19 protein-coding genes are annotated in these 23538 nt (G+C 47.6%); 10 read left to right on the plus strand and 9 right to left on the minus strand.

The window, feature by feature from the left end:
• The first annotated feature begins 1 nt into the window (after position 1).
• The 4 genes from pruA to RUW00_RS19945 all read left to right on the plus strand — a co-directional run bounded on the left by pruA (position 2) and on the right by RUW00_RS19945 (position 5697).
• Positions 2-1549: an L-glutamate gamma-semialdehyde dehydrogenase gene (gene pruA, locus RUW00_RS19930; RefSeq protein ID WP_101287641.1), complete on the plus strand. Its 1548-nt coding sequence runs from the start codon at positions 2-4 to the stop codon at positions 1547-1549.
• Positions 1550-1640: 91 nt separating this feature from the next.
• Positions 1641-3095, plus strand: a complete 1455-nt coding sequence (gene putP, locus RUW00_RS19935; RefSeq protein ID WP_014416862.1) for a sodium/proline symporter PutP — start codon at positions 1641-1643, stop codon at positions 3093-3095.
• Positions 3096-3252: 157 nt separating this feature from the next.
• Positions 3253-4488, plus strand: a complete 1236-nt coding sequence (gene putR / locus RUW00_RS19940; protein WP_021494194.1) for a proline utilization transcriptional regulator PutR — start codon at positions 3253-3255, stop codon at positions 4486-4488.
• A gap of 198 nt (positions 4489-4686) precedes the next feature.
• Entirely contained in the window at positions 4687-5697 is a 1011-nt protein-coding gene (locus RUW00_RS19945) for an NAD(P)/FAD-dependent oxidoreductase (protein ID WP_280144838.1), read from the plus strand.
• A gap of 55 nt (positions 5698-5752) precedes the next feature.
• Here the strand turns inward: RUW00_RS19945 and cobA are convergent, their stop codons facing one another.
• The 5 genes from cobA to nirB form a co-directional block, all read right to left on the minus strand.
• On the minus strand, positions 5753-7192 hold the full coding sequence (gene cobA, locus RUW00_RS19950) for a uroporphyrinogen-III C-methyltransferase (protein ID WP_280144839.1): 1440 nt from the start codon (positions 7190-7192) through the stop codon (positions 5753-5755).
• Positions 7193-7258: 66 nt separating this feature from the next.
• Complete coding sequence (nirD, locus tag RUW00_RS19955; RefSeq protein WP_007409365.1) at positions 7259-7579, minus strand: nitrite reductase small subunit NirD; 321 nt, start codon at positions 7577-7579, stop codon at positions 7259-7261.
• Between the two features lie 20 nt (positions 7580-7599).
• Positions 7600-10017, minus strand: a complete 2418-nt coding sequence (gene nasD / locus RUW00_RS19960; RefSeq protein WP_209387861.1) for an NADPH-nitrite reductase — start codon at positions 10015-10017, stop codon at positions 7600-7602.
• A 119-nt stretch (positions 10018-10136) separates the two neighbouring features.
• Positions 10137-12269 carry an assimilatory nitrate reductase catalytic subunit NasC gene (nasC, locus tag RUW00_RS19965; protein ID WP_280144840.1) on the minus strand — a complete coding sequence of 711 codons (2133 nt, stop codon included), beginning with the start codon at positions 12267-12269 and terminating at the stop codon, positions 10137-10139.
• A complete protein-coding gene (nirB, locus tag RUW00_RS19970) occupies positions 12266-14581 on the minus strand; it encodes a nitrite reductase large subunit NirB (protein ID WP_095273258.1) in 2316 nt (771 codons plus the stop codon). The genes nasC and nirB overlap by 4 nt, the downstream gene beginning before the upstream one ends.
• Positions 14582-14762: 181 nt before the next feature.
• On the opposite strand from nirB, the gene RUW00_RS19975 reads away from it, so the two are divergent.
• From RUW00_RS19975 to RUW00_RS20000, 6 genes are all read left to right on the plus strand, one after another.
• Positions 14763-15968 carry an MFS transporter gene (locus tag RUW00_RS19975; RefSeq protein ID WP_025650328.1) on the plus strand — a complete coding sequence of 402 codons (1206 nt, stop codon included), beginning with the start codon at positions 14763-14765 and terminating at the stop codon, positions 15966-15968.
• 189 nt (positions 15969-16157) lie between these two features.
• Positions 16158-17360: a GTP-binding protein gene (locus RUW00_RS19980; protein ID WP_095273256.1), complete on the plus strand. Its 1203-nt coding sequence runs from the start codon at positions 16158-16160 to the stop codon at positions 17358-17360.
• A gap of 64 nt (positions 17361-17424) precedes the next feature.
• Positions 17425-18561, plus strand: coding sequence for a zinc-dependent alcohol dehydrogenase (locus RUW00_RS19985; RefSeq protein ID WP_007609290.1), 1137 nt, complete (start codon positions 17425-17427; stop codon positions 18559-18561).
• A 14-nt stretch (positions 18562-18575) separates the two neighbouring features.
• A complete protein-coding gene (locus tag RUW00_RS19990) occupies positions 18576-19010 on the plus strand; it encodes an RDD family protein (RefSeq protein WP_014416871.1) in 435 nt (144 codons plus the stop codon).
• 116 nt (positions 19011-19126) lie between these two features.
• Entirely contained in the window at positions 19127-19405 is a 279-nt protein-coding gene (locus tag RUW00_RS19995; RefSeq protein WP_396334724.1) for a YckD family protein, read from the plus strand.
• A gap of 103 nt (positions 19406-19508) precedes the next feature.
• On the plus strand, positions 19509-20945 hold the full coding sequence (locus tag RUW00_RS20000; RefSeq protein WP_095273255.1) for a glycoside hydrolase family 1 protein: 1437 nt from the start codon (positions 19509-19511) through the stop codon (positions 20943-20945).
• Positions 20946-20985: 40 nt separating this feature from the next.
• Here RUW00_RS20000 and RUW00_RS20005 read toward each other — a convergent pair whose 3' ends face one another.
• The 4 genes from RUW00_RS20005 to hxlA form a co-directional block, all read right to left on the minus strand.
• On the minus strand, positions 20986-21384 hold the full coding sequence (locus tag RUW00_RS20005; protein WP_022552569.1) for a competence protein ComJ: 399 nt from the start codon (positions 21382-21384) through the stop codon (positions 20986-20988).
• Positions 21385-21404: 20 nt separating this feature from the next.
• Positions 21405-21842 carry a NucA/NucB deoxyribonuclease domain-containing protein gene (locus RUW00_RS20010; RefSeq protein ID WP_003156588.1) on the minus strand — a complete coding sequence of 146 codons (438 nt, stop codon included), beginning with the start codon at positions 21840-21842 and terminating at the stop codon, positions 21405-21407.
• Positions 21843-22172: 330 nt separating this feature from the next.
• Positions 22173-22730 carry a 6-phospho-3-hexuloisomerase gene (gene hxlB / locus RUW00_RS20015; protein ID WP_021494205.1) on the minus strand — a complete coding sequence of 186 codons (558 nt, stop codon included), beginning with the start codon at positions 22728-22730 and terminating at the stop codon, positions 22173-22175.
• A complete protein-coding gene (gene hxlA, locus RUW00_RS20020; RefSeq protein ID WP_014416875.1) occupies positions 22727-23362 on the minus strand; it encodes a 3-hexulose-6-phosphate synthase in 636 nt (211 codons plus the stop codon). The genes hxlB and hxlA overlap by 4 nt, the downstream gene beginning before the upstream one ends.
• Between the last annotated feature and the right edge of the window lie 176 nt (positions 23363-23538).

Raw genomic sequence — 23538 nt, forward strand, 5'->3', positions numbered from 1 at the left:
AATGACTACACCTTATAAACACGAACCATTCACAAATTTCCAAGATCAATCGAACGTTGAAGAATTTAAGAAAGCGCTTGCGACGGTAAATGAGTATCTGGGAAAAGATTATCCGCTCGTCATCAACGGTGAAAAGGTAGAGACGGAAGCGAAAATCGTTTCAATCAATCCGGCTGATAAAGAAGAAGTCGTCGGAAAAGTGTCAAAGGCGTCCCAGGAGCACGCTGAGCAAGCGATTGAGGCAGCTGCGAAAGCATTTGAAGAGTGGAGATACACATCCCCTGAAGAAAGAGCGGCCGTTTTGTTCCGCGCAGCTGCCAAAGTCCGCCGCAGAAAGCACGAATTCTCCGCCCTGCTCGTCAAGGAAGCGGGAAAACCTTGGAACGAAGCTGATGCAGATACGGCGGAAGCCATCGACTTTATGGAATACTACGCGCGCCAAATGGTTGAATTGGCAAAAGGCAAGCCGGTCAACAGCCGCGAAGGCGAGAAAAACCAATATGTATACACGCCGACTGGAGTGACAGTTGTTATTCCGCCGTGGAACTTCTTGTTTGCGATCATGGCAGGAACAACAGTGGCGCCGATCGTTACTGGAAACACAGTGGTTCTAAAACCTGCGAGTGCTACACCTGTTATTGCAGCAAAATTTGTTGAGGTGCTTGAAGAGTCCGGATTGCCAAAAGGCGTAGTCAACTTTGTGCCGGGAAGCGGAGCAGAAGTAGGCGATTATCTTGTTGACCATCCGAAAACAAGCCTTATCACATTTACGGGATCACGTGAAGTCGGTACGAGAATTTTCGAACGTGCGGCGAAAGTGCAGCCGGGACAGCAGCATCTGAAACGCGTCATTGCAGAAATGGGCGGTAAAGATACGGTTGTCGTTGATGAAGATGCGGACATTGAATTGGCGGCTCAATCCATCTTTACATCAGCATTCGGCTTCGCGGGACAAAAATGTTCTGCAGGTTCACGTGCAGTTGTCCATGAAAAAGTGTATGATCAAGTATTAGAGCGCGTCATCGAAATCACTGAATCAAAAGTGACGGCAAGCCCTGACAGCGCTGACGTGTATATGGGACCTGTCATCGACCAAGGTTCTTACGACAAGATCATGAGCTACATTGAAATCGGAAAAGAAGAAGGCCGTTTAGTAAGCGGCGGCACCGGAGATGATTCAAAAGGCTACTTTATCAAGCCGACGATCTTCGCTGACCTTGATCCGAAAGCCAGACTCATGCAGGAAGAAATTTTCGGGCCTGTCGTGGCGTTTTCTAAAGTGTCAAACTTTGATGAAGCTTTAGAAGTGGCCAACAATACTGAATATGGTTTGACAGGCGCGGTCATTACAAATAACCGCAAACATATTGAACGGGCGAAACAGGAATTCCATGTCGGCAACCTGTACTTCAACCGCAATTGTACGGGAGCGATTGTCGGCTACCATCCGTTCGGAGGCTTCAAAATGTCCGGCACTGATTCAAAAGCGGGCGGCCCGGATTATTTGGCCCTCCACATGCAGGCGAAAACAATCAGTGAAACGTTTTAAGAGGGACTGAATGGGCATCCTCCTCGCGGGGGGTGTCCATTTCACCATAAACATATAAAGCGGAGGAGGAAATGCCATAGCAAACATTCAGTTGATTATTTCCATTTGTATTTATATGGCGGGCATGCTGTTTATCGGTTATTTCGCCTACAGACGGACGTCAAATCTGACGGATTACATGCTCGGGGGGCGTTCTTTAGGCCCTGCCGTCACAGCGCTCAGCGCGGGAGCGGCGGATATGAGCGGATGGCTCTTGATGGGGCTTCCGGGCGCCATGTTCTCGACAGGATTAAGCGGCGCTTGGATTGTGCTCGGGCTTGTGCTCGGGGCGTGGGCGAACTGGCTTTTCGTGGCGCCGAGGCTGAGAACGTATACTGAAAAAGCGGGGAATTCCATCACCATTCCGGGTTTCCTTGAAAACCGTTTCGGTGATCATACGAAGCTTCTCAGACTGTTTTCGGGTCTTGTCATTCTCGTCTTTTTCACATTTTACGTATCATCCGGCATGGTATCCGGAGGCGTCTTATTCAACAGCATTTTAGGGTTGAATTACCACACGGGACTGTGGGTCGTGACAGGCGTCGTTGTCGCCTACACCTTGTTCGGAGGCTTTTTGGCGGTAAGCTGGACGGACTTTGTTCAAGGGATCATTATGTTTGCGGCGCTTATTCTCGTGCCGATTGTGACGATTTTCCATACGGGCGGCCCGGGGGAAACCGTTGCCGATATCCGTTCCGTCAATCCGGAACTGTTTAATATGTTCAAAGGGACGACCGTCCTTGGCATTATTTCTTTATTTGCGTGGGGGCTCGGCTATTTCGGGCAGCCGCATATTATTGTGCGCTTTATGGCGATCACATCTGTGAAAGAAATCAAACGCGCCAGACGGATCGGAATGGGATGGATGATTTTGTCTGCACTAGGCGCGCTGTTTACGGGTCTTGCGGGAATCGCGTATTACCACCAGCACGGACTGAAGCTGGCTGATCCGGAAACCATTTTTATTCAGCTCGGCAATATTCTGTTCCACCCGATTATTACGGGATTTCTCATTTCTGCGATTTTAGCGGCCATTATGAGTACGATTTCGTCTCAGCTGCTCGTTACGTCCAGTTCTTTAGTAGAGGATTTGTATAAGTCCATGTTCAGGCGTTCGGCTTCTGATAAGGAACTCGTATTTCTGGGGAGAATGGCAGTGCTTGCGGTGTCAATCATCGCTTTGGTGCTCGCTTGGGAGAAAAACAACACGATACTTGGTCTTGTCAGCTATGCATGGGCGGGATTCGGCGCGTCATTCGGGCCGGTCGTACTGCTCAGTTTATTTTGGAAACGGATGACGAAATGGGGGGCACTCGCCGGCATGATTGCGGGAGCGATTACCGTAATCATTTGGGCGAATGCCGGTCTTTCAGACTTTTTGTACGAAATCATTCCGGGCTTTGCTGTAAGCCTTGCCGCTGTATTTGTCGTCAGCTTATTGACACAGGCTCCGTCAAAAGATGTCACAGATCAGTTTCATGATTACCGTGATACACTTTCTCAATAAAAGCAAGGAACGAGAGGAAGAAGGGACCGCCCTTTTTCCTCTTTTCACGATACAGGCTTTCGGATCGTTCCGTTTTGGGAATATGTGAATTTTTTTCTATACAAAAAGTCACCCCGCAGAGTATGATAAAGATAAAAAGAGCATAGGAGAAATAGGTATGGAAGAGCTTTTAGAGAGAGTTTTTTCATTTACGGACATTGATAAATTAATTGATTTCATCAGTTATGAATTGCAGAAGCCCGTTATTCTGGAAAGCGCGGATTTCTTTTTGCTTGCCTATAATTCTTACTACATTAATCACTTCGACTCCGCCAACCAGCAGACGATATTTTCAAAAAAATGCCCCGTGCAGATTTTTGAAAGGTTTCTGAAGGACGGGGTGATCGAAAAGCTGAAAACCGTTCCTGAACCGTTCCGTGTCGAAAAAATAGACAGTATCGGACTGAATCAGAGAGTGGTTGTAAGCGCAAAACATAAAGGGGAAGTGATGGGCTACATCTGGATTCAGGAGCTCGACCGAAACTTGACGGACGAGGAGCTCGACTTTTTATATGAAACTTCATTCCATGTCGGAAAAATCATCTATAAAACGAACCGGCTGAAACAGGAAAAAGAAGAGAGAGCGGAAGACCTGGTGAAAAGGGCGATCTTTCAGCAATTCTCCTCTGAAAAGGAGTTCAGGCGGGAAGCGGAAAAGATGAACGCCGTGCTGCCATCGGTTTTTTCGGTAGTCGTCCTGCACGCCGCAAATGGGGATGGGGAGGCAGTCGAAGATGTGAAGGAAAACATCAAATCGTACTTGAATTTGCGGGATAAAGTCAGTCACGTCTTAACCATTGATTCCAATATTGTCATCGTCGTCGCAAGCTTCTCGCAAAAAAGCTCCGGCACTTCGGCAGCATCTGAATTCATCCACAAACTGCTGACTCATTTTCACTTTCAGAAGATCCCCACTCCCATCTATATCGGAATCGGCAATGAATACAGCAGCATCCTGAAGCTCGGCAAAAGTTATATAGAGGCCCTTGAAGTCATAAAGGCCGCCGAAATTACCGGAAACCAGGAAAATATCCCGTACGAATACAGTAAGCTCGGGATTTACCGCTATCTTGAAAGTATCGAAGAAAAAAACGCCTCACTGGAATATGTAAACAATGATTTAGCGTTATTAAAAGCCAAAGACAGAGAAAGCAGTACAGAACTGCTGAAAACGTTAGAAATCTATCTCCTCAATAACTGCAAAACAAAACCAGCCGCAGAACAGCTTTTTATTCATCAAAACACATTGAACTACCGTATCAAACAGATTCTTGACATGACATCAATTAATTTAAACGACTTCAGGACAAGGTGCCAGCTGTATCTCGATATCATGCTGATGAAAAAGAGATAAAAAAGAAACCAGTCGCCGTACTGGTTTCAGTTTTAATACCTTCCCGCTTATCAATCTCAGAACCTCACTTCTGAATCACTCCTTTCCCGCAAGATGAGAAATGAATAAACACTGCTCCTCAATATGTGTTATACTTTCATTGATATTGATTCTCAATTAAAGATATATGAAGTATAGATATAAACGGGAGGCAGAACGATGGCGGAAAATCATGAGGTGTACGACGTCACGATTATAGGCGGAGGCCCGATCGGCCTGTTTGCGGCTTTTTATTGCGGGATGCGCGAGCTGAAAACGAAAGTGATCGAGTTTCTGCCGCGGCTCGGAGGGAAAGTGTCTATGTTTTTCCCCGAAAAAATCATCCGTGATATCGGCGGAATACCCGGGATTGCCGGAGAACAGCTGATTAAGCAGCTGAAGGAACAGGCTGCGACATTTGAGCCGGATATCGTGTTGAATCAGCGGGTGACCGGATTTGAACGGCTGGATGACGGAACCATTGTGCTGGAAAGTTCCAAAGGGGAAAAGCACTATACACGCACGGTGATTTTGGCCGTCGGCATGGGAACGCTTGAGGTCAATGAACTTGACAGCGCGGATGCGAGCCGTTATTCGGGAAAGAACCTTCATTATAAGGTGGAGAAGCTTGATGCGTTTCAGGGGAAGCATGTCGTGATTTCCGGAGGGGGAGATACCGCGGTTGACTGGGCGAATGAGCTGGAACCGATTGCGGCGTCTGTTACCGTCTTGCACCGCAGGGAGGAGTTCGGCGGTTTGGAAAGCAGCGTGGCGAAAATGAAGCGGTCTTCCGTGCGGGTGCTTGCGCCGTATCGTCTGAAGCTTCTCAACGGCACAGGGGAACGGATCGAGAGCGTCACCGTTTGCCAAACTGAGTCCGGACTTTCTGAAGTCATCAAGCTTGATGAGCTCATTATCAACCACGGGTTTAAAATTGATCTCGGTCCGATGAAGGACTGGGGGCTTGAGATTGAAGAAGGCAGGATTAAAGCTGACAGACATATGCGGACGAATCTTCCGGGCGTGTTTGTCGCCGGTGACGCCGCCCACTATGAAAGCAAGCTCAGATTGATTGCCGGCGGTTTCACGGAGGGGCCGACCGCCGTGAACAGCGCCAAAGCCTATTTGGACCCGCAGGCGGATCAGATGGCGATGTATTCGACTCACCATAAAAAATTGGTGACACAATAAAAAAGGGCTGACCCCCGATGTTGAGCCTGGGGGGTCAGAAAAGCATTCCGGCGTATCAGCCGTGAACGAGCATGTCTTTCATTTCATTTCGTATAAACGCAAATAACTGCTCCTGGTTTTTCACGGCGGTAAACCCGCAGCCGGCGGGGACGTCTTCGCCCATGCAGATGACGGGAGGGCGGTTTGCTGACGAATCCGGTGATATGCCGATTTGTTTTCCGGCGCTGATCAAATGCTGAGCGGATTCTTTGCCCGTACAGATAATCATTTGCAGAGGAGACTCACTGATCGTGCGTTCGATCATGGAAGTGAACCGCTCATCCGCGATATGTTCATGGGTGATATAAAGCGGGCATGATTTTGAGTCTGACAAGTTTTCTGCTGCTTGACGGCTTCCTACAATGAGTGAATGCGGAGAATCAATTTGACATTCGGATAGGAGAAAGCCCCGTTTTGTCAGTTCCGTCTTTGCGGCCTCAGTCGCTGCATTCAGGCTTGCGGTCACCCGGCGGATGTCGATCTGCTTGAAAGCCAGTGTGTCAAAGAATTCGCATACCGCAAGGCGCGATGTGAAAAATAGTTGTTCAAAGGTGCTGATCTGTTTCAGGATGTTTTCGTTTGCGGGCATTTTTTTAACGATCCGCTTCGGCCATTCGATAACATCGGCGCCATACTCGCGCAGCTTGTCTGTCAATGTATGTTCTTCATCGCCATGAGTGACAACCATGATATGCCGCCCGATGAACGGTTTGCTTTCAAACCAGCTGTGTGTTTGAAAATTGACAATATCACCGATGACGATAATGGCAGGGTTGGTGATGTTTTGGCTTTGAACTTTTTCATGGATATCCTGAAGCGTTCCTTTAACGCTCCGCTGCCGCCCCCACGTCCCCCATTGAATGACGAGTACGGGAACGGAAGGGGATTTTCCGTACTCCGTAAGCTGCCGGCATATAAATGACAGATTTTTAACGCCCATGTAAAACACAAGCGTTTGAACGCTTCGGGCAAGCCCTTCCCAGTCGAGATTCGGCCTGCCTTGCAATGATGTATCATGAGCGGTGATCATCGCGAAGGACGAAGCGAAATCACGATGAGTGACGGGGACTCCCGCATACAGCGGCGCTGCGATTCCCGAGGTGATGCCGGGCACCATTTCGTAGCGGATGCCGTGCTGATGAAGCGCCTCCGCTTCTTCGCCGACTCTGCCGAACACACTTGGGTCTCCGCCTTTCAAGCGGACGACGGTGCAGCCCTCCGCCGCTTTTTCAATCAGCAGGGCATTTATCTCAGACTGTTTCATAAAATGACGGTCGGGCAGCTTTCCGCAATAAATGAACCGGCAGTCCGGTGAGGCATATTCAAGAAACTTTGGGTTTGCGAGCCGGTCATACAAAATGATATCCGCTTTCTCCAGAGCCTGTTTTCCTTTTACGGTGATCAGCCCCGGGTCTCCTGGTCCGGCACCGACAAAATATACGATTCCGTTTTTCATGATGGCGTCATCCCTTCAGCAATTTAAAAAATGAAGGACCACTTGAAAAAGTGATCCGGTCTTTGCTCAATACAGGAGGTATACATTCTCTCCTTCAATCAGTGTTTCGTATGTTTTGACACAGCCATGATCCGGCTCTTGGACTTTTCCGTCTTCTAAGGAGATTTTCCAGTCATGCATCGGGCAGAAGACGTATTCTCCGCTGACGATGCCTTCAGCCAGGACGCCCCCTTTATGGGGACAGCGGTTTTCGACGGCGCGGACGCTCCCGTCAGAAAGCTTAAATACGGCAAGCTCTTTATCTTCTATATATACGGTTTTTCCTAGCTCCTCGGGTAATTCGTTTACTTTGCCTATGCAAACCTTTGTCATATCTTTATTAACCATGTCCGTTCCCCCTTACTGTTTTATGAAGTCGTGACGACATTTTCGAATAGATCTTTAGATGCTTTTTTATCTTTAAGGAAGTATTGCCACGGATCTTTGTGGACAGAGAGTGTCTCATTCATTCTGTCGTTGAGCTCCTGCCGTTTTTCCGGATCGTTTAATACGGATTGGACATGAGATAAACCGACGCGCTCAAGCCATGCGGATGTCCGCTCCAGATAGTTTGCCGTTTCTCTGTAGTACTGAAGGTAAGCCCCCGCATATTCTAAGACTTCTTCATTCGTTTTTACTTTCATCAGCAAATCACCGGCGCGCAAATGGGTTCCGCCGTTTCCGCCGACATAAAGCTCCCAGCCTCCGTCGATGCCGACAACGCCAAGGTCCTTAATGCCTGATTCCGCACAGTTCCGAGGGCAGGCGGACACGGCCATTTTAACCTTATGAGGCGTATTGAGCCCTTCGAATTTTTTCTCAAGCGCAATGCCCAGTGCCATGGAGTCTTGCGTGCCGAAGCGGCAGAATTGTTCGCCTACGCACGTTTTTACCGTGCGGAGTGTTTTTCCGTACGCGTAGCCTGACGGCATATCAAGCTCGGCCCATACTTTCGGCAGGTCTTCTTTTTTGACGCCGATGAGATCAATCCGCTGGCCGCCGGTCATTTTAACGAGCGGGATCTCATATTTGTCGACGACATCGGCGATCTTGCGGAGATCCTGAGAGTTGGTCACGCCGCCGTACATACGGGGCACGACTGAGTATGTTCCGTCTTTTTGAATATTGGCGTGCATCCGTTCGTTCACAAAACGGGATGTTCTGTCATCCTCGTATGTAGCCGGATTAATCATGCCTAAGTAGTAGTTGAGGGCAGGACGGCATTTGGAGCAGCCCTCCGGCGTTTTCCAGCCGAGCACGTTCATGATTTCTCTTGTATGGGACAGCCCTTTGGCTTTGATTTCTTCTACGACTTCATCTCTCGACAGTGATGTGCAGCCGCAAATCGCTTCTTTTTGCGCGGACGCGTCAAATTCTGAGCCCAGTGTATATTGAAGAATGTCTTCCACGAGCGGTTTACAGCCTCCGCAGGAACGGGATGCCCCGGTGCATGCTTTGATTTCGTCCGTTGATGTGCAGCCTTTTTCCTGAATGGCTTGAATAATCGCGCCTTTTGAAACGCCGTTGCATCCGCAGATGATTTCATCGTCGCTCATCGCCGCGGTCATGCTTGCGCCTGCTTCCTGGTCAAGAGGCTGTAAGATTGATATCTTGGAAGTTTCGGAGATATCGGCTTCTTTTTGAATCATTGAAAACAGGCGGCTGCCCTCGCTGCTGTCGCCGAACAAAACAGCGCCGACAATTTGATTGCCCCTCAGGACGATTTTTTTATAAATGCCGTCCTGCTCATCGAACACTTTAATCGCTTTTTTGTCCTCTGATTCGTTAAAGTCACCGGCAGAGAAGACTTCGACGCCTGATACCTTTAATTGAGTGGAGAGAACGGAGCCTTCATACGGTTTTGTTTCAATGCCGCAAATATGCTTTGCGAGCACTTTCGCCTGTTCATAGAGCGGCGCCACAAGACCGTATGCGATTCCGCGGTGCTCGGCACATTCACCGACCGCGTAAATGTGCGGAATGTCAGTCTGCATATAATCATTAACAATGATTCCGCGGTTTACCGGAATGCCGCTTTCTGTGCCAAGCTGTGTATTCGGGCGGATGCCGACCGCCATGACGACCAGGTCAGCTTCGATGCTTGTGCCGTCTTTGAAGCGTACGCCTTCGACACGGTCAGTACCGAGAATTTCTTCGGTTTGCTTTTCAAGGAAAAAGGTCATGCCTTGTTTTTCTAATTCGTTTTGCAGCAGGCGTCCCGCCGCTGCGTCAAGCTGGCGCTCCATCAGGAATGGGGCGAGGTGGATGACAGACACGTCCATTCCGAGATTCAGCAGTCCGCGTGCGGCTTCCAAACCCAGCAGTCCTCCGCCGATGACGGCTGCTTTTTTATATTGTTTTGACGCGGCGAGCATCGTGTCTGTATCTTTTATGTCCCGGAATGCCGTGACGCCTTGTTTGTCTGCGCCCGGAATCGGAAGGATAAAAGGGACAGAGCCTGTCGCCAGGATGAGTTCATCGTAAGGCTGGATTCTGTCTGCATCGGTGATGAGGGTTTTGTTTTCCGTGTCGACTTTGATGACTGTTTCACCGGTATACAGCTGAATGTTGTTTTCTTTGTACCAGTTCCAATCGTTTAACGTAATGTCTTGAATGTCGGTATCGCCTTGCAGCACTTTTGACAGAAGGATTCGGTTATAGTTGGGATGAGGTTCGGCCCCGAATATTGTAATCTCAAATTCGTCTTTTGAAACACGCAGTATTTCTTCAATCGCTCTTACCCCGGCCATTCCATTTCCAACAAGGACTAGCTGTTTTTTTCCCATCAGATGATCCGCTCCTTATCTTTGTTTTTTTTAGCGTAGCACAGCAAAAACAAATATTTAAGATGCATGTTATGAAATGTAACAAAAAATACTAAAAAATCTAAAAAATTTATGAAAAATTATATAGGGCTGATTCGTACCGCGCACATCTTAAAACCGGGCATTTTACAGTCCGGGTCCAAGGCTTCACCAATTAAATCGTTGACGTTTTGCGTGTCAGACCAATGGATGGGGACAAACAACGTGTCTTTTCGTACGTTCTCCGACCATCTGCTCCGGACCGTGATGCTGCCCCGGGGGGATTCTATCTTCACGAGAACACGGTCTTCGATATGATAGTCGGCCGCCGTTTTTGGGTGGATTTCCACAAAGGATTCGAAATGTCTTGCAGCCAAGGCAGAGCTTTTTCTCGTTTGGACACCCGTTAAGTAGTGAGACATGACTCTGCCTGTCGTTAAATAAAGCGGATAATCGGCTGTCGGCTTCTCTTTCGGGATGGCCGGTTCGTTTGGAATCACACTTAATGCCGCTTTTTGATCCGGATGAGCAAATGATTCTGTAAACAAGCGCGCAGTTCCGGGATGATCAGATTCCGGACACGGCCAATGAATGCCGCCTTCACGTCTGAGCCTGTCGTATGAGATGCCTGAATAATCGGCAACCCCGCCTCGGCTCGCTTCTCTCAATTCGTTAAAGATTTCCTCCGCCGACGTATAGGGAAAATAATGCCCTTTACCAAGAGCCGAGGCAATGTCACAGATAATCTGCCAATCATGTTTCGCTTCTCCGGGACATGGCCGGCTCGCTTCTCTTAATGTCACGCGGCCTTCTGCATTTGTCATCGTGCCTTCGTCTTCCAAATAAGAGGACGCGGGTAAAATCACATCCGCGAATGCCGCGGTCTCAGAAATAAATAAGTCAACTGCGACAAAGAATCTCAGTTTCTTGATTGCCTGCTTGACGAAATTCGCATTTGGGCCGGAAACAGCCGGATTGGAACACATGAGAAACAGTCCTTTGATGTCGCCGCTATCTATTTTTTCTATCATTTCATAGGCTGAGACGCCTTTTCGCGGCAGCTCATCCTGATGAATCCCCCACACCTTCGCAATATGCGCCCGGTGTTCTTCAATTTCGATAGAACGGTAGCCCGGAAGCTGATCCGCTTTTTGGCCGTGTTCTCTCGCGCCTTGTCCGTTGCCTTGACCGGTAATCGCCCCGTAACCTGAGAAGGGCTTGCCGATTTTTCCGGTGATCAGCACCATATTTAAGAAAGCTTTCACCGCCGCGGTACCGTCAGTCTGCTGTTCGATCCCCCGCGCTGTAAACAGCATGCCGGATGTTTCCTTGGCAAACTTCACGGCGGCCTTTCGCATATGCTCCAAAGGAACACTTGTCTGCTCGGAGATCTCTTTCAGATCCAAAGCGTCGGTATGCCGTTTGAGCTTATTGAATCCGTCTGTGCGGGTGCGGATAAAGTCTTTGTCTGTAAGCTGTTCGTCAAAGCAGATTTTGACGAGTCCGTTTGCCAGGGCGGCGTCTGTGCCGGGCTTGATTTTCAGGTGAAGATCGGCTATTTTGGTCGTCGCCGTTTCCCGGGGATCAATGGCGATAATGTAAGCCCCGTTTTCTTTCGCTTTATCAAAATACGGCATGATCGTCGGCTGGCATTCCGCGATATTCGTGCCTGCCAGGATGATGACACGTGTATGCGGAATGTCCGATAATGGATTCGTCAGGCCCCTGTCCGCGCCGAATGTCTGGCCGGCCGCCGTTGCTGCGGCAGACATACAGAGCCGCCCGTTGTAATCGATGTATTTCGTCTGTAAGCCGACCCGTGCGAACTTTCCAAGCAGATAGGCTTCTTCATTTGTAATTGAGGCGCTCCCATAGACGGCCATCGCATCATTGCCGTGTTCGGTTTGGATCAGATTGATTTGTTCCTTTATGCGTTTCAGTGCTTCAGCCCAAGAGACAGGCACAAATTCACCGTTTTTTTTAAGCAGGGGGCGTGTAATGCGGGAAGAGTGCACGGCATGCTGATGGGCATTCATGCCTTTTGTACATAAACGGCCATGTGTCGTCGGATTATCAATGCCGATTGCAGTGTATTTCTTCCGTGCCGCGAAGGTTTGTTCCGTAAGCTGCATTTTGCATTGCATGCTGCAGAACGGGCATTGCGTCTCATATGTTTTTTCCGATTGGACATCTTGCAGTTTGTCACGGAAATAACGGAGCATCGGTTCAGTCAAAAAGCTTCATCCTTTCGTATGGCATTTTCCCGGCAGACAGGCAGGGATATGTCTGAACGGAGATTTTTCAGAAGCTGTGTCCGCATATCTTCTTCAAACAGCATTTCTCTGATATGGACGAGGCCGAGTCTGTCAACCCATTGATAAATCGCTTCGTTGTAGTGAGCCGTTTCGCGATAATATTGAATAAGGCCTTTCATCATAGCGGCGATACTGTCTTCGTTATTCGTCACACAAAAAAGGCTGCCGGCGCGGGCTTGTTTTCCGCGGACGCCCCCGATATAAATTTCCCAGCAAGTTTGTGTCTGAAGCGCGCCGATATCCTGAATGTAAACATCGGTGCAATTGTTTTCACATGACAAGCTGACGGATACATAAGCGGGGACGGCAAGTGTGTCGGTATCTCGTTCAATCCTGCTTGCCAGCTCTTGAAAGGAGCGATGCTGTCCGCACGTACATGCTTTGATTTGAATCGTCCAGCGGTGCCGGGGGGAGAAAACCGGCATGTTCAGTGCTTTTCTGATGCTTGCAAGGTCATTTGGCCTGATTCCGGAAAGCTTCAGCCGGTGACTGTCAGTAATTGAAACGCCGGGGATGCCGTATGTTTCAATGACGTTTGCGATGTTTTTGAGCTCTGCCGCACTTGTCAGTCCGCCGTACATTTGCGGAATCAGGGTGCATGTCTCTTCTGCCGATATTTCATTGAACTGCATAAAATCAGGCCGCATCCTTTCCAGGTAGTAGTGAAGCGCCGGAATACAAATGCGGCAGCCGTTTTCTGTTTTCCAGCCGATCTCTTTCATTACCTCGGCGGCATCAGTGAACGGACGGCGCCGAAGTTCCGCGATGACTTCTTCTTCCGTCAAATCGGTGCAGCCGCAAAACGAAGGCTGGCGGGAAGGTTTTGTGTAATCATCGCTTGCCATATACTTCAGCAAGTCTTCGACGAGCGGCCTGCATCCTCCGCAAGACCCGGACGCTTTTGTCATGTGCTTCACTTCCTCCGCGGTTTTTAAGCCATATTTGTTCACCGCTTCTTCAATGGAGCCCTTGGTCACTGAGCTGCATTGGCAAATGGTTTCATGGGGAGGCATGGATTCAAAGGATATACCGCCTTGATCCGGTTCTATGAGCTGTTTTTTCACGATGGAAATGTCTCTTTGCTTCACAAGACTGTCGAGAAGCCGCTGTTTACCGCGCGTGTCCCCGAATAAAATAAAGCCGGCCGGTTTATCGTCCTCAAAGAGCGCTTTTTTGTAGATGCCTGCATGATCGTCATGGAACAATATGCCGGCTGTGTGTTCATCCTCGTGCACCTTTCCTGCCGACCATACATCAATACCAGCTATTTTTAAGGCCGCAGATTGTGCAAAGCCTTGAAACCCTTCACACGGAACGCCGCATAGATGCTGTGCGAGCACTTTTCCCTGTTCATAAAGCGGTGCAGCCAATCCGTATACAATCCCGTCATGCTCCGCGCATTCACCGACGGCATACACATTCGGTTTGTTCGTCTGCATGAATTGATTGACGATGATTCCTCGGTTCACTGAAAGTCCGGCAGATGCAGCCAATCGGATATTGGGCCTCACACCGGCGGCCATGACAATCAGGTCTGCTTCTATGGAAGAACCGTCTTTGAAACGGATGCCTTCCGCCCGTGAGTTTCCTGTAATGGATGCCGTGTCTTTCTCTAAAAGAAAGACTAAGCCTTTTCGCTCCAGTTCTTTCTGCATCAGATGGGATGCCGTTTGATCAAGCTGTTTTTGCATAATGGCGGAAGAGTGGTGAATGACGCTGACGTCCATGCCGAGCTGCCGTAAGCCGACGGCCGCTTCAAGACCTAATAAACCGGCGCCGATGACCGCCGCCTTTTGATACCGGCCGGCCGCATTGATAAGGGATTGGCAGTCTTCTATTGTCCGAAAGCCGCAGACGCCTTCTTTCTCTGCTCCGGGTATGGGGAGAATATAAGGAGAGGAGCCAGTTGCCGCGATGAAATGATCGTAAGTCATGCTGCGCTTCCGATCCGTTGTGACAACCTGCCGTTCTGTATCAATGTGTACAACCGTTTCTCCCGTGTAAAGCGTAATTCCGTTTTTTTCGTACCATTCGCGGCTATTCAGCGTAATGTCATCAAGCGAAACCTCACCTTGTAAAACGGAGGATAAGAGAATGCGATTGTAATTGGGATGAGGTTCGGTTCCGAAAATAACAATCTCAAACATGTCACGGTTCATCTTTAAAATGTGTTCAATACAGCGGATTCCGGCCATTCCGTTCCCTGCTGCAATTAATCGTTGTTTCTTCATTCGCCAAACCTCCTTTGCAGCTGCCTGTAAGTTTTGCTTCTCTATGAGAAATTATGGCACATTGCCTGATTAACGCATTAAATGTGTCGCATTATCTTACACATGTCTTTTCCGGTGAATGCCGGTCATATATTCTTGATTCAGCAATTTGAAATGATAGAAGACCGGAAAGGAGAATGTTATGAAGCTGTCGGAATTAAAAACAAGCGGCCATCCGCTCACTCTGCTCTGTTCCTTCTTATATTTTGATGTGAGTTTTATGATTTGGGTCATGCTGGGGGCGCTCGGCGTTTATATTTCTCAGGATTTCGGGTTATCTTCTTTTGAAAAAGGGTTTGTCGTGGCTCTGCCGATCTTATCAGGATCTGTGTTTCGGATCATTTTAGGCGTGTTAACGGACAGGATCGGTCCGAAGAAAACAGCCGTGATCGGGATGCTGATTACAATGATCCCGCTGCTTTGGGGGGCATTCGGCGGCCGTTCTTTGACTGAGCTGTATGCGATCGGCATTCTGCTGGGCGTGGCGGGCGCAAGTTTTGCTGTCGCGCTTCCGATGGCGAGCCGGTGGTATCCGCCTCACTTGCAGGGGCTTGCGATGGGGATAGCAGGTGCCGGCAACAGCGGCACTTTGTTTGCGACATTGTTCGGTCCCCGCCTTGCGGAACAGTTTGGGTGGCACAGTGTAATGGGAATTGCGCTTCTTCCGTTGATGATCGTTTTTATACTGTTTATCGTCATGGCGAAGGACTCTCCTGCACAGCCCGCACCGCAGCCGCTTAAAAACTATCTTCACGTTTTCAGGCAGAAGGAGACATGGTGTTTCTGTCTTTTGTACGGCGTCACTTTCGGAGGTTTTGTGGGATTATCAAGTTTTTTGGCGATTTTTTTCGTTGATCAATATCAATTGTCAAAAATCCATGCCGGTGATTTCGTCACAATATGTGTTGCAGCGGGCAGTTTCTTTCGCCCTGCAGGAGGCTGGATTTCAGACCGTGCGGGAGGTGCGAAAGTTCTCGCTGTACTGTTTATCATCGCGGCTCTGTGTATGGCGGGAGTCAGCAGCCTGCCTCCGCTTTCAACGGTGATCGTTCTGTTGTTTATCGGAATGATGGCGCTCGGTATGGGCAACGGAGCAGTATTTCAGCTTGTCCCTCAGCACTTTGCAAAAGAAATTGGTATGGTGACGGGAATCGTCGGAGCGGCCGGCGGCATAGGAGGTTTTTTCCTTCCCAATATTTTAGGATCATTGAAGCAGATGACGGGAACTTATGCGATCGGTTTTATCTCTTTTTCATGTATCGCATTGCTCGCATTTGTGCTTGTTCTGGCCGCAGGCTATTTTTGGAGAAAAAGCTATGGCACTGAAAACAGTCCTGCGGATGTTTAAGTTTGGGCGGAAGACACGTATGACAGCGTGTCTTTTTTATGATTGATTATTTTTCACTTGATTTTAAACGGAGAATATATCAGAATAAATAGTAACGGTTACGATTTATAACAATGTACATCATGATGAAAAAGGGGCAGGTGCGGGATATAAATCGTAATCATTCTATTTTGTCAGGAGGCTATTTATATGAAAAAAATTCCGGTTACAGTATTGAGCGGCTATCTTGGTGCTGGAAAGACGACCGTTTTGAATCATATTTTACAAAACCGCAACGGTTTAAAAATTGCCGTCATCGTCAATGACATGAGCGAAGTAAATATAGACGCGGGATTGGTGAAGCAGGGAGGCGGCTTGTCAAGGACGGATGAGAAACTCGTAGAATTATCCAACGGCTGTATCTGCTGCACGCTGCGTGAGGATCTATTAGTCGAAGTTGAGAAACTCGCGAAAGACGGCAGATTTGATTATATTGTGATTGAATCAACAGGGATCAGCGAACCGATTCCCGTTGCCCAGACATTTTCTTATATAGATGAAGAAATGGGTATTGATCTGACAACATTCTGCAGGCTGGACACAATGGTGACCGTGGTGGATGCAAACCGCTTCTGGCATGATTTCCAGTCCGGTGACAGCCTTCTTGACCGGAAGGAAGCGGCGGGAGAAGAGGATGAACGGGTGATTGCCGATTTATTAATTGACCAAATCGAGTTTTGTGATGTGCTCATTTTAAATAAATGCGACATGGTGGGCGAAAAAGAGCTTGAACAGCTGGAAACGGTCCTTCGCGCATTACAGCCCCGTGCCAGACTGATCCGGTCCGTCCGCGGAGAAGTGCCCGCCGAATACATATTGAATACCGGTTTATTTGAGTTTGAGGAAGCGAGTTCATCAGCAGGATGGATAAAGGAACTGACGGCAGGTCATGAAGCGCACACTCCGGAAACGGAAGAGTACGGCATCACTTCGTTTGTGTACTCGCGGCGTCTGCCGTTTCATACCGCTCGTTTTGACAGCTGGCTGCATCAATCAATGCCTGACAACATTGTGCGCGCAAAAGGAATTGCTTGGTGCGCAACCCGCAACAGCCTTGCGCTGCTGATGTCTCAGGCGGGTCCGGCGGTTTCGATTGAGCCTGTTTCTTATTGGGTGGCGGCAATGCCGAAACTTGAGCAGGAGCAGATCAAACAGCAGGAACCGGAGATTCTGGAAGATTGGGACGACCAATTCGGAGACCGTCATACGAACCTGGTGTTTATCGGAACAGATTTAGATGAAGCAGCCATTACAAAGGAATTGGATCAGTGCCTGCTCACGCCGTCTGAGTTCGATTCCGACTGGTCGCAGCTTGAAGATCCTTTTCAATGGGATATTCAGCGGGCCGAATAACATACCGGCCAAGTTTAGAAGCAGGTGAAAAGGGAAGGAGTGATGAAAAAGGAGCTGACCAAGTGTGAAAGCACTGACATACCAAGGAAAAGAACATATGGAAGTGAAAGAAGTCCCGGCACCCGCCATTCAAGATGAGAGAGATGTCATCGTTCGAATCACCGCAACCGGGATATGCGGTTCAGACCTTCATTTATATAAAAACGGAATACCCGCCGATCCGGGTTATATCGTCGGGCATGAGCCGATGGGAATCGTTGAAGAAACGGGCAGTCAAGTCAAAAAGCTGAAAAAAGGCGACCGGGTCGTGATTCCTTTTAACATCGGCTGCGGAGAATGTCATTATTGCAAGCACCAGATGGAAAGCCAGTGTGATGAATCTAATCCAAATCCTCATACAGATGCCGGCGGCTTATTCGGTTTTTCGGAGTTTAACGGTAATTATCCCGGCGGGCAGGCTGAATATTTACGTGTTCCTTATGCTGATTTCTCTTCTTTTCTGGTTCCGGCAGACAGTGAGCTTGAAGATGAGCAGGTGCTGCTTCTGTCAGATGTCATGCCGACCGCCTTTTGGAGCGTCCAGCACAGCGGAGTGAAAAAAGGAGATACAGTCGTGATTCTGGGATCAGGTCCGATCGGCTTAATGGCGCAAAAATTCGCGTGGAAAAAAGGAGCTAAACGGGTTATCGCAGTTGATCAAGTCCCGCACCGCCTTGAACATGCGAGACGCATAAACGGAGCAGAGACCTTCAATTTTTCAGAACATGATGAGATCGGGAAACTGCTGCATGAACAAACGTCAGGGGGCGCGGATGTAGTGATTGATTGTGTCGGAATGGACGGCACGCCGCTTTCAAAAGAAAAAACAGAGCAAAAACCGAATCAGTTCGGAACGATCAGTCCGATTCTTACAGCATCAGAAGCCGTTAAGAAGTTCGGAACCGTGCAGCTCACGGGCGCATACATTTCTGAAGCGGACGGCTTTCCGCTCGGCGATTTTTTCACACGCAACGTTTCTTTAAAAATGGGCCAGGCACCCGTTATTCATCTGATGCCGATGCTGTATCAAATGATCGAACAAAATGAAATTGATCCGACGGATATCATTACACACAAAATGAGTCTTGCGGAAGCTCCTGCTGCATATGATATATTTGACAAAAAAGAAGATGGCAACATTAAAGTGATTTTGAAGCCATAGCGAGGAGAAACACGATGAATATTTACAGACCGGCGGGATTTTGGATCAGATTGGGAGCCGTGGTACTCGACTATTTAATTACTTCAGTGCCTTTGGCGATTATTTTTATGCTGGCAACAGGAAAAGATCCGAATGAGAGCGCAATGATCAGCATTATTTTGACTCTTTATGGTATTTTGCTCCCTGTATACTGGAACGGTTATGTTATCGGCAAAAAGATCTGCGGTATCCGCATCGTCAAAAAAGACGGAACTCAGGTAGGCTTTCTCACTATGATTTTGAGAGTGCTTGTGGGCGGCCTGATATATGGCGTGACGTTTGGAATCGGTGTGATCGTGAGCGCATTCATGGTCGGAATGAGAGAAGACAGACGGTCAATCCACGATTTTGTAGCGGGAACGTATGTCACATACGCGCTGCCGGACGAATCGATTGAAAAGAGCGAATAATTTCGCTCTTTTTTTGCATAAAAAATGGATGGGGGAGCAACATATAACAAACGTTAAAGGAGGAAAGAGTCATGAAAAAAGCTGCATTGTCTTTAGCTGCGTTTTTCATTACAGCAATGGTTTTCACAATGCCGGCACACGCCGCCGGAACAAAAATGCCTTCAACAATGTCACTCACGGAACAGCAGAAAAAAGAAATTGAATCACTTGAAAAAGAAGTGCTCGAAAAACGAAAACATGTCATATCCAAATATGTTGAGTACGGGGTCCTGCCGAAAGAAAAAGCAGAACATATTAAACAGCATATGGACAGGCGCTTTAACATGATGAAACAAAATGGGTTTGTCCCGAAGCCTCCGCCTCATAAATTGGAAAAGCGGCATTATCATTCTTAAGCATCCGGCAAGCCGGATGCTTTTTTGTTTTTATCGGGATTGCTCTGAAACGCGTTTCATAACGTATGATATCAATATCATACGCATCAGGAGGATGAAACACATGATACATAAAAAACAGGGCCTGTTCCCTGATACATTTCTATGGGGGTCAGCCTCGGCTGCCTATCAGGTTGAAGGAGCCTGGAATAAAGACGGTAAAGGACCTTCAGTATGGGACTTATTCACGAAAATACCGGGTAAAACGTTTAAAGGCTCAAATGGTGATACAGCAGTCGGCCATTATGAGCGCTATAAAGAAGATATCGCCTTGATGGCAGAAATGGGTTTGAAAGCTTACCGATTTTCTGTCAGCTGGCCGAGAATTTTTCCGAATGGCAGAGGGGAAATTAACGAATCAGGGGTCGCATTTTACGAAGACTTGATCGATGAATTGATTTCTAACGATATTGAGCCGGTGCTGACTCTTTATCATTGGGACTTGCCTCAGGCGCTGATGGATGAATACGGCGGCTTTGAATCAAGAAAAATTATTGATGATTTCAATGATTACTGCATTGCGTTATACAAAAGATTTGCCGGCAAGGTGAAATACTGGGTCACGTTAAATGAGCAGAATTATAATTTTCATAACGGGTTTATTACAGCTGCACATCCGCCTGGCGTAAAGGACAGAAAACGATTTTATGAAGCGAATCATATCGCATTTTTAGCTAATGCCAAAGCGATTGACTCCTTCAGACAATATGTTCCTGACGGTTTGATCGGCCCGAGCTTCGCTTATTCACCGGCTTATCCGCTTACAAGTCACCCTGAAGACATAACTGCATTTGAAAACGCAGAGGAATTTATGAACCATTGGTGGCTTGATATGTATTGCCGGGGGACTTATCCGCAAATTCCTTTCAATTATTTAAAGGAAAAGGGCTGGGCGCCCGCCATTGAAGCCGGGGATATGGAATTGCTTGCGAAAGGCAAGCCGGATTTTATCGGTGTTAATTATTATCAGACGATTACGTACGAAAGAAATCCTCTTGACGGTGTATCGGAGGGGAAAATGAACACGACTGGTCAGAAAGGGACAAACCAGGATACCGGTATACCGGGGCTGTTTAAAACGAAAAAGAATCCTAATCTCGTGACGAGTAATTGGGATTGGACGATTGACCCGATAGGTCTGCGCATCGGCCTCCGGCGTATAACGAGCCGCTATGAGCTGCCGGTTTTTATAACAGAAAACGGGCTGGGGGAATTCGATAAAATAGAAGAAGACGGCTCAATTCAGGATGACTACAGAATTGACTATTTACGCTCCCATCTTGAACAGTGCAGAGAGGCCATTAGTGATGGAGTTCATCTCATCGGCTACTGCAGCTGGTCATTCACGGATCTGTTAAGCTGGCTGAACGGCTATCAAAAACGCTACGGTTTTGTCTATATCAATCGAGATGAAGAAGATGAAAAGGATTTGAAACGGATCAGGAAAAAAAGTTTTTATTGGTATCAGAATGTAATTGAAACAAACGGTAAAAGTTTATAAAAGTTCCCTGAGAGAAATATGATTCTCTCAGGGATTTCTTTTACATTGCGGCTGCATCAATAATATACGTATCCGCATGAAGATCGGATATTTCGGCAGGCACTGAATAACAGGTAAGGCTGTATCGGCCTTTCGGAATATTAAAAGAAAGCCGCTTTGACATCACGCTTTCAATCTCAATTCCATCTTTTACAGCCTCAAAGGGAACAGTCGCTTTTTTCTCATAGGATGTTACCGGTTCACTTGTGTTAAGCCTGAGGACGATAAATGCCCTCGTATTTCTCCTTGCCTCAAATGAAACAGCTCCGTCAGCTTCCGCATATCCTTTTTCAATGGCTTCATCGGTCCAATCGATAACAGGCGGTTCTGAATCTTTTTGGAAGATTGTAAATTGATGATAAGAAATGGCCAGTTCTTGCGGTTTCCATGATTTAATCAATGCGCTGTTCCTCCTGTTTTTTACTTGATTTTAAATAATACTCTCGTTCCGTCGGGATCATTGGTAAGCTGGTGTCCGACCCAAGAGCCGGCTCCGCGGTTGTCTGCCGGAGAAATATATTCTACGGAGGCGTTGTTTCCGCCCTGTTTACAAACCGCCATCGGCCATTCATCCCTATCGTATCCCGTTTTGACAGGCACATGTTTAAGAGATTGCTCACGCCGCTTATGTACTCCGTCTCTGTCAATGGTGCATATGCTGGAATGTCCTTCTTTTATCGCGTCCTTAATATGCTTTGCTGTTTCCGGATATCGATCGGACGGAAATAGGATTACTTTGTCGTAATCACTCTTCTGAACGGTCTGCTCGTTATCGGAGAAAAGATCACCCTTGATCAGGGCCGCGACTGCTCCGGCAATGATGATAAGAACAAGCAGCAGTGCTTTTAATGTTTTCAAGAGTATCAATCACCTCCAGTTTTAAATTGCTGTAAAGCTGGTCCAAGAATAAAGCAGAATCGGCCGGCTGTAAAGCTGTTAAAATATATTTCTCAGCCGCAATTCAGCTGAATATCTGTAAAACCATCCGCACAAATCAACTTTATTCATTAAAAATTCGATCAGAAAGTGTTTTTTGCCGTTTCCCTATTCAGAAATGAATGGTTGCGGGTGTATCGTCAATTGACTTATTATAGCGATAAGCTCACCGGCGAGGTATCTTCGTCTGCGAGTGTCGTGCGAAACAGGACGATAAAAAGACGGCCATCTGATAAGAAGGCCGTCAGCAAATCATTCCAGATTCGCATGCTTTGTAAACATGTCTGCTGAATTCAATTCTTTTTTCTCCATGATTTTTAGAATAACCGCATCGTAGAACAGCAGAAGAGTTTGTTCGAATAAAGAACCCATCGGCTGAATCGTCTTTCTGTCTCCGCCGGTCTCTTCCTTAGGAGAGCCGGGAATCGTTATTGTAAGATCCGCAAGTTTGCCGAGACTTGAAGCGGGGTTAATCGTTAATGCAGTGATGATGCCGTTAAGGTTTTTGGCTTTTTCAGCCGTATGAAGCAGACTTTTTGTTTCGCCTGAGCCTGAGCCGATGATGACGAGACCGCCTTCTTGGAGGGGAGGGGTAAGCGTCTCACCGACGATGTAAGCGTTCAGGCCGATGTGCATCATCCTCATGGCGAACGCTTTAGCCATAAAGCCGGAACGTCCCGCTCCGGACGTGAAGATTTGATCTGCCGATAAAATCTGATCCGCAAGCTTGTCAGCTTCACTGTCGGATATTAATGCTGCGGTGCGGGATATTTCATTTAGTATTTCATGTAAGTATTCAGTCGTTTTCATGATCCTTGTGTGATCAGCTGTTTCATTTTAGCAGCAGCATCCGCTTTATTGTCAGCTCCCGTAATGCCTCCGCCGACAATGATTAAATCTGGGTTTTGTTTGATGGCTTCAGGAAGCGTATCAAGTTTAATGCCTCCGGCAATTGCGGTTTTAGCGCTCTTGACCGCTTTTTTAATCGCCGTCAGTTCCTCGAATGAATTTTTTCCTTCTGCTTGAAGATCATAACCTGTGTGAACACATATATAATCAACACCGAGTTGGTCAATTTCTTTTGCCCGTGTTTCAAGGTTTTTTACGTTAATCATGTCGACGAGGATTTTTTTCTGCTGTTTTTTTGCTTCGGCAACCGCCCCTTTGATTGTTGAGTCGTCTGTCGCCCCTAAAACGGTGATGATGTCGGCTCCCGCTTCTGCCGCTTTCATGATCTCGTAACCGCCTGCATCCATGATTTTAAGATCGGCAAGCACTTTCAAGTGAGGAAAGGCTGTTTTCATTTCCTGCACGGCTTTCAGTCCTTCATTAATGACAACGGGAGTGCCGATTTCTACAACATCTATATATTGTTCGACCTCTTTCACAAGTTCAATTGCTTCCGGGATATTTACTAAGTCTAATGCCAGCTGTAATTCCACTTTATATCCACTCCTCTTTTTCATGTATTTCCATTCTATAGAGTGCTCCGCATGTTGAGAAGTACGCACTTTGAAGTCTAATAGTTACTTTGAGGATACTGTCCCCGCAGGCAATGCGCTTTGATTCAGCAAAACTGCGTGGTAGTATAAACTGACGAAAGTTGGGTGAAAAAGTA

Source organism: Bacillus sp. IS1 (genome assembly GCF_032461585.1).
In the GTDB taxonomy this organism is placed as follows: domain Bacteria; phylum Bacillota; class Bacilli; order Bacillales; family Bacillaceae; genus Bacillus; species Bacillus velezensis.

What these genes read in the sequence shown, in the direction of transcription:
- pruA (WP_101287641.1), top strand. Translation starts at nt 2, where the DNA reads ATGACTACACCTTATAAACACGAACCATTCACAAATTTCCAAGATCAA.
- putR (WP_021494194.1), top strand. Translation starts at nt 3,253, where the DNA reads ATGGAAGAGCTTTTAGAGAGAGTTTTTTCATTTACGGACATTGATAAA.
- RUW00_RS19945 (WP_280144838.1), top strand. Translation starts at nt 4,687, where the DNA reads ATGGCGGAAAATCATGAGGTGTACGACGTCACGATTATAGGCGGAGGC.
- cobA (WP_280144839.1), bottom strand. Translation starts at nt 7,192, where the DNA reads ATGAAAAACGGAATCGTATATTTTGTCGGTGCCGGACCAGGAGACCCG.
- nirD (WP_007409365.1), bottom strand. Translation starts at nt 7,579, where the DNA reads ATGGTTAATAAAGATATGACAAAGGTTTGCATAGGCAAAGTAAACGAA.
- nasD (WP_209387861.1), bottom strand. Translation starts at nt 10,017, where the DNA reads ATGGGAAAAAAACAGCTAGTCCTTGTTGGAAATGGAATGGCCGGGGTA.
- nirB (WP_095273258.1), bottom strand. Translation starts at nt 14,581, where the DNA reads ATGAAGAAACAACGATTAATTGCAGCAGGGAACGGAATGGCCGGAATC.
- RUW00_RS19975 (WP_025650328.1), top strand. Translation starts at nt 14,763, where the DNA reads ATGAAGCTGTCGGAATTAAAAACAAGCGGCCATCCGCTCACTCTGCTC.
- RUW00_RS19980 (WP_095273256.1), top strand. Translation starts at nt 16,158, where the DNA reads ATGAAAAAAATTCCGGTTACAGTATTGAGCGGCTATCTTGGTGCTGGA.
- RUW00_RS19990 (WP_014416871.1), top strand. Translation starts at nt 18,576, where the DNA reads ATGAATATTTACAGACCGGCGGGATTTTGGATCAGATTGGGAGCCGTG.
- RUW00_RS19995 (WP_396334724.1), top strand. Translation starts at nt 19,127, where the DNA reads ATGGTTTTCACAATGCCGGCACACGCCGCCGGAACAAAAATGCCTTCA.
- RUW00_RS20000 (WP_095273255.1), top strand. Translation starts at nt 19,509, where the DNA reads ATGATACATAAAAAACAGGGCCTGTTCCCTGATACATTTCTATGGGGG.
- hxlB (WP_021494205.1), bottom strand. Translation starts at nt 22,730, where the DNA reads ATGAAAACGACTGAATACTTACATGAAATACTAAATGAAATATCCCGC.